The organism is uncultured Nostoc sp., from assembly GCF_964245575.1.
Classification (GTDB): Bacteria; Cyanobacteriota; Cyanobacteriia; order Cyanobacteriales; family Nostocaceae; genus Nostoc.
On sequence record NZ_CAXTNP010000094.1, the window covers coordinates 18,182 to 26,082 of the forward strand.

Annotated in this window: 10 protein-coding genes; 6 read left to right on the forward strand and 4 right to left on the reverse strand. The window is 41.5% G+C overall.

Going from position 1 to position 7,901, the window contains the following annotated elements; translation table 11 throughout:
* Positions 1 to 239: 239 nt before the first annotated feature.
* The 3 genes from ACFFAP_RS16755 to ACFFAP_RS16765 all read right to left on the reverse strand — a co-directional run bounded on the left by ACFFAP_RS16755 (position 240) and on the right by ACFFAP_RS16765 (position 3,265).
* A complete protein-coding gene (locus tag ACFFAP_RS16755; RefSeq protein ID WP_375512266.1) occupies positions 240 to 677 on the reverse strand; it encodes a response regulator in 438 nt (145 codons plus the stop codon).
* Between the two features lie 667 nt (positions 678 to 1,344).
* Positions 1,345 to 2,712 (reverse strand): DUF3370 domain-containing protein, encoded by a 1,368-nt coding sequence (locus tag ACFFAP_RS16760; protein WP_375512274.1) that lies wholly within the window; start codon positions 2,710 to 2,712, stop codon positions 1,345 to 1,347.
* 31 nt (positions 2,713 to 2,743) lie between these two features.
* Positions 2,744 to 3,265 carry a peptidase C15 gene (locus ACFFAP_RS16765; RefSeq protein WP_375512267.1) on the reverse strand — a complete coding sequence of 174 codons (522 nt, stop codon included), beginning with the start codon at positions 3,263 to 3,265 and terminating at the stop codon, positions 2,744 to 2,746.
* 58 nt (positions 3,266 to 3,323) lie between these two features.
* On the opposite strand from ACFFAP_RS16765, the gene hisH reads away from it, so the two are divergent.
* A complete protein-coding gene (gene hisH, locus ACFFAP_RS16770; protein ID WP_375512268.1) occupies positions 3,324 to 3,959 on the forward strand; it encodes an imidazole glycerol phosphate synthase subunit HisH in 636 nt (211 codons plus the stop codon).
* A gap of 180 nt (positions 3,960 to 4,139) precedes the next feature.
* Positions 4,140 to 4,685 carry a 16S rRNA (guanine(966)-N(2))-methyltransferase RsmD gene (gene rsmD, locus ACFFAP_RS16775; protein ID WP_375512269.1) on the forward strand — a complete coding sequence of 182 codons (546 nt, stop codon included), beginning with the start codon at positions 4,140 to 4,142 and terminating at the stop codon, positions 4,683 to 4,685.
* 129 nt (positions 4,686 to 4,814) lie between these two features.
* Here rsmD and petG read toward each other — a convergent pair whose 3' ends face one another.
* Complete coding sequence (gene petG, locus ACFFAP_RS16780) at positions 4,815 to 4,928, reverse strand: cytochrome b6-f complex subunit V (RefSeq protein WP_063721252.1); 114 nt, start codon at positions 4,926 to 4,928, stop codon at positions 4,815 to 4,817.
* Positions 4,929 to 5,145: 217 nt separating this feature from the next.
* Here petG and ACFFAP_RS16785 point away from each other — a divergent pair, with 217 nt between their 5' ends.
* From ACFFAP_RS16785 to ACFFAP_RS16800, 4 genes are all read left to right on the forward strand, one after another.
* Complete coding sequence (locus ACFFAP_RS16785) at positions 5,146 to 5,520, forward strand: cytochrome c (protein WP_104908556.1); 375 nt, start codon at positions 5,146 to 5,148, stop codon at positions 5,518 to 5,520.
* Between the two features lie 483 nt (positions 5,521 to 6,003).
* Positions 6,004 to 6,801, forward strand: a complete 798-nt coding sequence (locus ACFFAP_RS16790) for a peptidylprolyl isomerase (protein ID WP_375512270.1) — start codon at positions 6,004 to 6,006, stop codon at positions 6,799 to 6,801.
* Between the two features lie 2 nt (positions 6,802 to 6,803).
* The gene (locus tag ACFFAP_RS16795; RefSeq protein WP_375512271.1) at positions 6,804 to 6,932 is read left to right on the forward strand and encodes a hypothetical protein; all 129 of its coding nucleotides are present in this window, start codon (positions 6,804 to 6,806) and stop codon (positions 6,930 to 6,932) included.
* Positions 6,933 to 7,309: 377 nt separating this feature from the next.
* Positions 7,310 to 7,753, forward strand: a complete 444-nt coding sequence (locus ACFFAP_RS16800) for a DUF3825 domain-containing protein (protein ID WP_375512272.1) — start codon at positions 7,310 to 7,312, stop codon at positions 7,751 to 7,753.
* The last annotated feature ends 148 nt before the right edge of the window (positions 7,754 to 7,901 follow it).

A 7,901-nucleotide genomic window follows, 5' to 3' on the forward strand; every position in this document is an offset into this window, starting at 1 on the left:
CGAACACAGTTTACAGGGTCAAATAAGTGTTTAGATATCATCAATGATGGAATAAACAATAAACCCGTTATGGCTGAGTGTGGTAACTTCTCAGGACAATTGTGGAATTTATCGATAGGTCTTTGAGAGTCTGCTAGTTTAAACTGAGTAATTTGTAGGAGTGTACAACTAGCTGTGTATTTCCAGCACCTATTAGTACAATCAGTGTTAAAAACGACATTAAGACAAAGTATTTATTTTTAAATATCGGTAAATAGCAGGTGAACAATCTCACCTACGATTTCCTCTGGACTCTCAAGCTTGACTAAAAATCGATTAAAGCCAGCATTCAAAGCCTTATGACTTGAGACTTCCCGTGTATAAGAAGTGATAGCGATCGCAGGTAACTGTCTTAAGGATGAGCAAGAATGCACTCGAATTTGCTCAATTAACCAATTTCCATCATGATCGGGCAATTTTACATTGCACACCAGAATATCGGGATGAAGCGATTCCACTAAGGCAAGGGCTGCTTCTGCATCGCTTAAAGCGATTACCTCTGCACCTGCTGCTTCCAAAATGAAGATGAGCAAATCTGCAATATCTGGCTCATCCTCAACTAGTAGAATCAAGATTCCAATAAGTGGCTGGAGCGAATTTAACTCAGTTTCTTGGTTGATTTTTTGCTCAGTTGCCATGCCGTCCTTTTATTGCCTGCTATAGTCTAGTATTTCTATTGGAATGCATGGAGCGGAATAAATATTCACCCTAAATACATAAACTTGGGGTGAAAAGTTTTATCAATATGAAGAAGTTAATTCACCGATCAACATTGAACGCCCTGTTAGGCAAGCGATCGCCCCGCCAACTCATCTATGACCACAGGCTTTAATAACTATTAATCAAACCTTCAAGATATACCTGAATGGAAGTATTGCTGTACAAGCTTTTCAGGCTTATTAGCGGACAATTTTACCGTTTCGGCACGGTGACGCCTAAATCAGATACTTGCTATGACAGAAATTTTAGTGTAATTTCTGAAAGTGTGAGTTTCAAAGGTTACAAATTTTCAGAGTTTTTATTCCCTCGGAATTAAATTTACAGTAACAGTAACGGGGACGTTTAGGCTTTAATCTATGGTGCTTTCTTCCGAAACAGAGTTTGGCGCAGCTTCACAAAGCAACAGTATGACTTCTGAATTCTTCTTCAAAAATTAAAAATTATGGAGAAAATAATGAAAAAATTGTTGTTAATAGTACTAGGCTTATTCACGTTTATTGCATGTACTGCACTGACCTCCAAAAAATAAAATCTCCCAGTAGAGATAATAATCAGTATGATGGGTAGTCCCTTACCTATGACTCATTACCGAGGTTCAGCTTGAGTTGAAACTGTTAATACTTGCGGAGGTATAGCATCCGGCGGATAGAGAAAATCTACTTCTACTAAAGAGCGATCACTAGGTTTCATATTTAATAAAACTAAGGGTTCCCCTAGTTGACCTCTCTTTTGCACTAAATGCACAAACTGAGTCTGCGGCTGATTTTGCTTATCTTTGTAACGTACCCGAACTGTGCCTCGGAAGAATACTTCAGGGGCTGGTGTACTCAGAAAGCGTAACCCCGGTTTTCCCAATTGCTCCTCCTTGAGTGGTGTTTGTATGGACACACTAACAGTTTGAGGACTTTGAGTATTGTTGTATAGCGGCAACTTGAGATTATATTGAATCCCATAGTTCCCATGAGCGCGATATGCGGTGTCAGGATAGCGCACCAGCATGGTAGCACTTTGAATTTGACCAGTTCCTAATGTACCGCCATGCACGGTACTCAAAGCATAGGAAAACACTTGACCAGGCTGGGGAATAGTCAGATACCTGGCTTTAGGATTATCTACTAATAAGCCTCTCCATCGTGAACCACTAGCTACTCCAGCTACACGCCCATAAATTCTTGGCTTGCCAGTTTCCTCTAGGGGAGTGGGCGCTTTATCCCGTGGCCCAGCCAAATCACCATTATCTAGTAAATTTTGCCATTCTTCTAAAGTAGGCGATCGCTCACTGCCATCAGGATTCACCCGTGCAAACATGGCTAGGCTAGCTGCATAGACAGTGCCATTACTTTGTAGTCGAATCAATGTAGAACGACCATTGAGGGGTGGTGTCAATCCCTGCACAGGAATTGGTAAATTTAGTAACATCCGACTTTGCCCTGGTGGAATCTCAATTTGAGCAGGGAAACTCTCTTGTCGCACTCCCCTAAGCACATCAGACATGACGCGATCGCCTGGCCCAGCAAAAATTTTACCTAAAAGATTTTGGCTAAAGGATGGTAGCTGAATAAATGGTGCATCCGGTTGACTCAAATAACTCGCCGCCTGCCAAATATTCACTTTCACTGATTCTGAACCAGGGTTGTGCAAAATTATTCCTAAATAAAGAGAACGCAAATTTTCTGCTGGTTCAGCCTTAGCAACGTGATGGGCAAAAATATCAAATCGTCCCCGAAAGGGAAAATTCAGATGCGCCGTTGGCACTTTTTTGCCATCTGGTGGAAAAGTAGAGAGTAAAATTCCTTCTTTCAACACCAATTCTGGACTATTGCTGTTAAAGGTTGGCACTGTATCCAACTTCCCTGGTAAAGGACGTACTTCTTGTGGTTGTACGACTTCTTCAGATGGTGGCGTGGCAGGCATTGATTGGGCAATTGGGAAAATTAGTAACAATGGCAACATATACTTAAATATTTCTTCCACCATACAGACACTAACAACTTGATGAAAGTGCCATTTTGTTAATAATTAATACGAAATCTGCCAGAATCCCCATCAAATTTTCTTGATTGAGAATCGGAACGTGGACAAAGATACAACGCGCCGTGAGTTGGTTTTGGCTTAAGTAGTCCAATACTGAATAGTAAAGACCCTCACAGACAAATTTACCGCAGTCGTGGCTAATCTCAATTGCTGCTGCTCCCGTCACTAATTCCTCTAAATCAACTTTTGTCTGTAAAATACTTTCACCACAGCTAGCACCTGCTTCCACACTTAATTGTGTGCGACTTGCAGCCATGCCACAACAGATGATGTAATCAGGTTGAATTGCATTGATTTGTTCAATTACCTGAGCACTGGCAAGTTGTACATCTACGGGTAACTGGCGCAAAAAAGTTAAATCATCGGGTATCAACTCAAGTTTTGTAACTTCAAGTAATAAATCATCAGAAGAATTCGACAGTTGATCGTTTAGCCAAATATCAAAAGAAGTTAATAGAATTCTTTTTTTCATAACAAATATTATTTAGAATAGAAAAACCCTCCATAATAAATTTACAAGGAGCAGGTAAATGCCAGTTATTGCAGTCGTAGACTACGAGATGGGAAATTTGCACTCAGTCTGTAAAGGCTTGGAAAAAGCTGGGGCAACTCCTAATGTTACTTATTCTCCAAAGGAATTAGACCGAGCAGATGCAATAGTCTTACCGGGAGTGGGAGCATTTGATCCAGCAGTGCAACACCTGCGATCGCGTGGTTTGGAACAACCTATTAAAGAAGCGATCGCATCTGGTAAACCTTTCTTAGGAATTTGTCTAGGATTGCAAATTCTCTTTGAATCAAGTGCAGAAGGTATCCAACCAGGACTAGGAATTATTAAAGGAAAAGTGCGGCGGTTTCGCCCAGAACCTGACATCACTATTCCTCACATGGGTTGGAATCAACTGGAAATGACTCAGACAAAAAGTATTTTGTGGGAGCATTTACCGTCCGATCCTTGGGTATATTTTGTCCATTCTTACTATGTTGACCCAATAGACCCGCTAATCCGTGCAGCAACCATCACCCACGGTACTCAAACCGTCACAGCTGCGATCGCCCACGAAAACCTGATGGCAGTCCAATTTCACCCTGAAAAATCCTCTAATATTGGATTGCAAATCCTATCTAATTTTGTTGCTCAAGTCCGCGAAAAAATTCCTGCCTAATATTATTTTTGTCATTTGTTCTTTGTCCTTTGTCTAAAACTAATGACTAATACTTCGACTTACCTCGGCTTACTTCGACTACGCCCTTCGGCTACGATCAGGACAAGCTCAGTACAAGTCGCTCGGCACGAGTGCGAGAGTACAAGTGACCAATGACTAATGACCAATGACTAATAACCAATGAGTCTGAGAATTTACGGTAATCGCCAGTTAAAAACTTTACCAGGAAAGGAAACTAGACCCACCAGTGCGCGGGTCAGGGAGGCAGTGTTTAATATTTGGCAGGGAGAAATTGCAGGTTGTCACTGGCTAGATTTGTGCGCCGGTACTGGTTCAATGGGCGCAGAGGCTTTGTGTAGAGGAGCCAGCCTAGTAGTGGGAATTGAACAATCAAGCCAAGCCTGTGCCACCATCCAACAAAATTGGCAGCAGGTAGCTAATGCCGAGCAAGAACTTCGGGTATTACGGGGAGATATTGTCCAACAGTTAAAGACTTTATCAGGCAAGCAATTCGATAGAATTTACTTTGATCCACCTTATGCCAGTGGATTGTATCAGTCAGTATTAGAAGCGATCGCTCACTATCAACTTTTAGATCCTAGCGGTGAAATCGCAGTTGAACACGCCTCACAAGGTTGGACACCGCCAGAGATTCCCGATTGGGAAATTTGCCGCGAGAAAGTTTACGGCAACACATCACTTACTTTGTACAGAATTGTGCAATGAGAAAAGAGGGGGCAGACAAAGGAGCAGGAGGAGAAAATTTTACTTTGTCCCCCTCATCCCCCTCATTTTCCCACTCAAAACTCAGCACGTGCTAAACCATAGCTATGCGCTAACAAAACTCAGCAGTGCCTACCCCCCCAACTGATTGGGGCGCTTATATTGCTTATAGGCAGCGTAAAACAGTCCGGCGAGGGTTACGAAAACTAGACCAAGGACAATACCTGATAGCAGGGGTTCAACCACTGTAAATCTCCTCTTTGTAATTATTAAATATTCGTTGCCTGTTTTTGATTTTACCAAATTTCGTATGAATCCTGCGCCCTACAGCCTTTTTGGAGGGCGACTGCCCACAAGAAAATAGTCTTCTGTGCTTGCAGACACAATCAAGAACTTTTAAGCTATAAGCTATGTGTAGGAAATGAAAACTTTTTAGCACACCTAGACTTTCACAGCAAACCTTTTGGATAACCAGATTACCAAACCTGAAATTTTGATTCAGCGGATCGTTTTATTGACGCTGGCTATACTGCTAGCAGTCCCTTTGGGCTTTTTTGGTGTTCAGTTGGTTCAAGCCTCCGATCCATACGTCAAGAGTGTTCTATCCTTAACAGGAAACCCAGTTCAAGGACACGCAATCTTTCAAATTAATTGTGCTGGTTGTCATGGCTTGGAAGCAGATGGGCGAGTAGGCCCCAGTTTGCAAGCTGTCTCAAAGCACAAGTCTCGATATGGACTGATTCGCCAGGTGATCAGTGGCGAAACCCCGCCAATGCCAAAATTCCAACCTAGTGCCCAAGAAATGGCGGATCTTCTGAACTATTTAGAGTCGTTGTAAACGTTAGAATTTTTGGTTGCGGGATACATAATAGGACTTTGGGATAGAGGTATAGTGAGCGTAGGCGCAGCCCGTCCGTCGTAGACATCTCTTTACCAAAAAGATAATGGGAAAAATCAGATTCAAATGAGACTTGCTATAGAGTGAGTATTTCTGGTTAAGTAAAAACACCTTTGTTAGGAGAGGGTTATCTGAAAGCACCCTAATTCAGTTTGATAACTTCATCTTCTAAGTTGCAGTGGCGAGAAGTATCATTAGTCATTGACCTTTGTCCTTTTCTTCACATCTGGTCGCATTTACGTAGAATCTTTGATAAAAACTCATATAAACTGTATATTTTAGAGGATGTTAAAGCCACTATTTAATTATCACGAAAGTCAGGTTGCGTACCTAACTCGGTAAGATTAAGACAAAAGTTCCCAATGAATGGGCTAAGGTTTAGCTTCTTTAACAAACTAGATACTTTGAGATGGCCGAAAGCTAATGACTGAAGCGATCCAAATCGGTAATCGTACAATCACAGCTAGTGAACTGATTTCCTTACTGGCGAGTTACCAAATGCTGCCACAGTTGCAGCGCGAATTAATCATTGATGAGGCGATAGAGCAAAACTCACGCTTTGCCAAGCTAGCAATAGAGTGTACACCTGAGGAAGTAGTCCAAGCTAAACAGCAGTTTTACGCTGAAAAACAGTTCAAAAATGAAGAAGACATCCAGACTTGGATGGCACATCAAGGGCTGACTCCCAAACAACTAGAAGTTATTATCACTCGTAAGCTTAAAATTGAAAAATTCAAGCAAGCTACTTGGGGTAATAAACTGGAATCCTACTTTTTTCAGTCCAAGACAAAACTAGACAAAGTAATTTATTCTCTACTGCGAACCCAGGATGTGGGAATAGCCCAAGAACTTTACTTCCGCATTCAGGCAAAAGAAAACTCTTTTGCTGACTTGGCGCGTGAATATTCACTCGGGCCAGAAGCCCAAACAGGAGGCTTAGTAGGCCCGATTGAACTGAATGCACTACATCCGGTAATGGTGCAAATGCTATCTAGCAGTCAACCAGGTCAGATATTGCCCCCTACCCGCATCGCCGACTGGTTCGTGATTTTGCGGCTGGAAAAATTTATCCCTGCACAACTGGATGAATTTATGAAAGTGCGCCTGCTGAATGAACTCTTTGAAACCTGGCTACAAGAACAGCAAAAGCAAATCATGTCTGCACCACGATCAGAGGCGGGGACGGTACCACAGGGAGAGGGCGATCAACCTTTAACCTAAGTATGGGAGCTGACTGCCATACTTGGTTGGCTTTAAAACTGAAGATAGCGATCGCTCTGTTAGTTTTCCAGGCTGGACGAGCGATCGCTTTTGATGTTGTTCATATAGTAGGTGGAATCCCACCTCATTAATTTTTAAAAAGTTGAATCTCGCCTTTGTCAAGATAAAAATAGGGCTAGTTAGACTAAAGATTAGATAACTTGTAGCAGAAAGAAATTGGACAATCAAAAAGTTGGCTGAACGTGCCAAAGTAAACTACAACACAGTGAAAAGTTACGCCCGACCATCCGGGGATAAATATGGTTTATCTGACAGCTGTTCAAAAAATAGCCTGTGCTTTTGGTGTATCAATTGAAGATTTGATTATTTGATTGAAGTAGTAGAAAAGTAGGTAATTTTTACAAATATCCATATTCTGTTCCTAAGGTGTTAGGGTGTGCAGACTGATGGGCACACTATAAACATCAACAATGCTTTAATTTGCTGGCATTCGGCACAGGAATACTATATGAGTCAACCTGAAATTCGCAATGTTCCCCAGAGTTTTGTTTTGGAGGATACAAAAGAAATGTCATACCAAAATAAACTTCTCTACTTTGAACGGTTTGGTCAAGCAATTAAAGAAGATGCAAGAGTGTACAGGTTTATAAAAGCTAGATTGGATGACGCACTGAGATTAGCTATCAAATGGGTGAAATGGAATTATAAAACTGCTATTCCAATGTATTTTCCAACACGAAATATTATGTCTCTCTTACTTCCATTGGCCTTAGTTGATGATAATCAAGTTGATATTGCATTGGTAACTGAGAAAACACAATCAGGTAGCTATCTTGGGCATACAATTTTACCTTTGGGCTGGGCATACAGCAATGCTCGGTTGGTTTGTCGTCCAGACAGCGATTGGTTAATTGCACAAAACATTGTTCAAGATGAAGCTGAAGATGAGTAGGCGCTAATTGCTTGATAGTCTTCTGTCCATCAAGAATAGACTTCCTTAAATCCCAAAATTCTTGAGTCATAAGTCATAGTGATTTATCCAATACTAAATTCAGCAAAAACAAAAACCCCCAAGCTGTGATGTGAGCTTGGAGGTTTTG

Coding starts and splice junctions, on each gene's coding strand:
- hisH (WP_375512268.1), top strand. CDS start 3,324: ATGCCAGTTATTGCAGTCGTAGACTACGAGATGGGAAATTTGCACTCA.
- ACFFAP_RS16760 (WP_375512274.1), bottom strand. CDS start 2,712: ATGTTGCCATTGTTACTAATTTTCCCAATTGCCCAATCAATGCCTGCC.
- ACFFAP_RS16790 (WP_375512270.1), top strand. CDS start 6,004: ATGACTGAAGCGATCCAAATCGGTAATCGTACAATCACAGCTAGTGAA.
- ACFFAP_RS16795 (WP_375512271.1), top strand. CDS start 6,804: ATGGGAGCTGACTGCCATACTTGGTTGGCTTTAAAACTGAAGATAGCG.
- ACFFAP_RS16765 (WP_375512267.1), bottom strand. CDS start 3,265: ATGAAAAAAAGAATTCTATTAACTTCTTTTGATATTTGGCTAAACGAT.
- ACFFAP_RS16800 (WP_375512272.1), top strand. CDS start 7,310: ATGAGTCAACCTGAAATTCGCAATGTTCCCCAGAGTTTTGTTTTGGAG.
- ACFFAP_RS16755 (WP_375512266.1), bottom strand. CDS start 677: ATGGCAACTGAGCAAAAAATCAACCAAGAAACTGAGTTAAATTCGCTC.
- rsmD (WP_375512269.1), top strand. CDS start 4,140: ATGAGTCTGAGAATTTACGGTAATCGCCAGTTAAAAACTTTACCAGGA.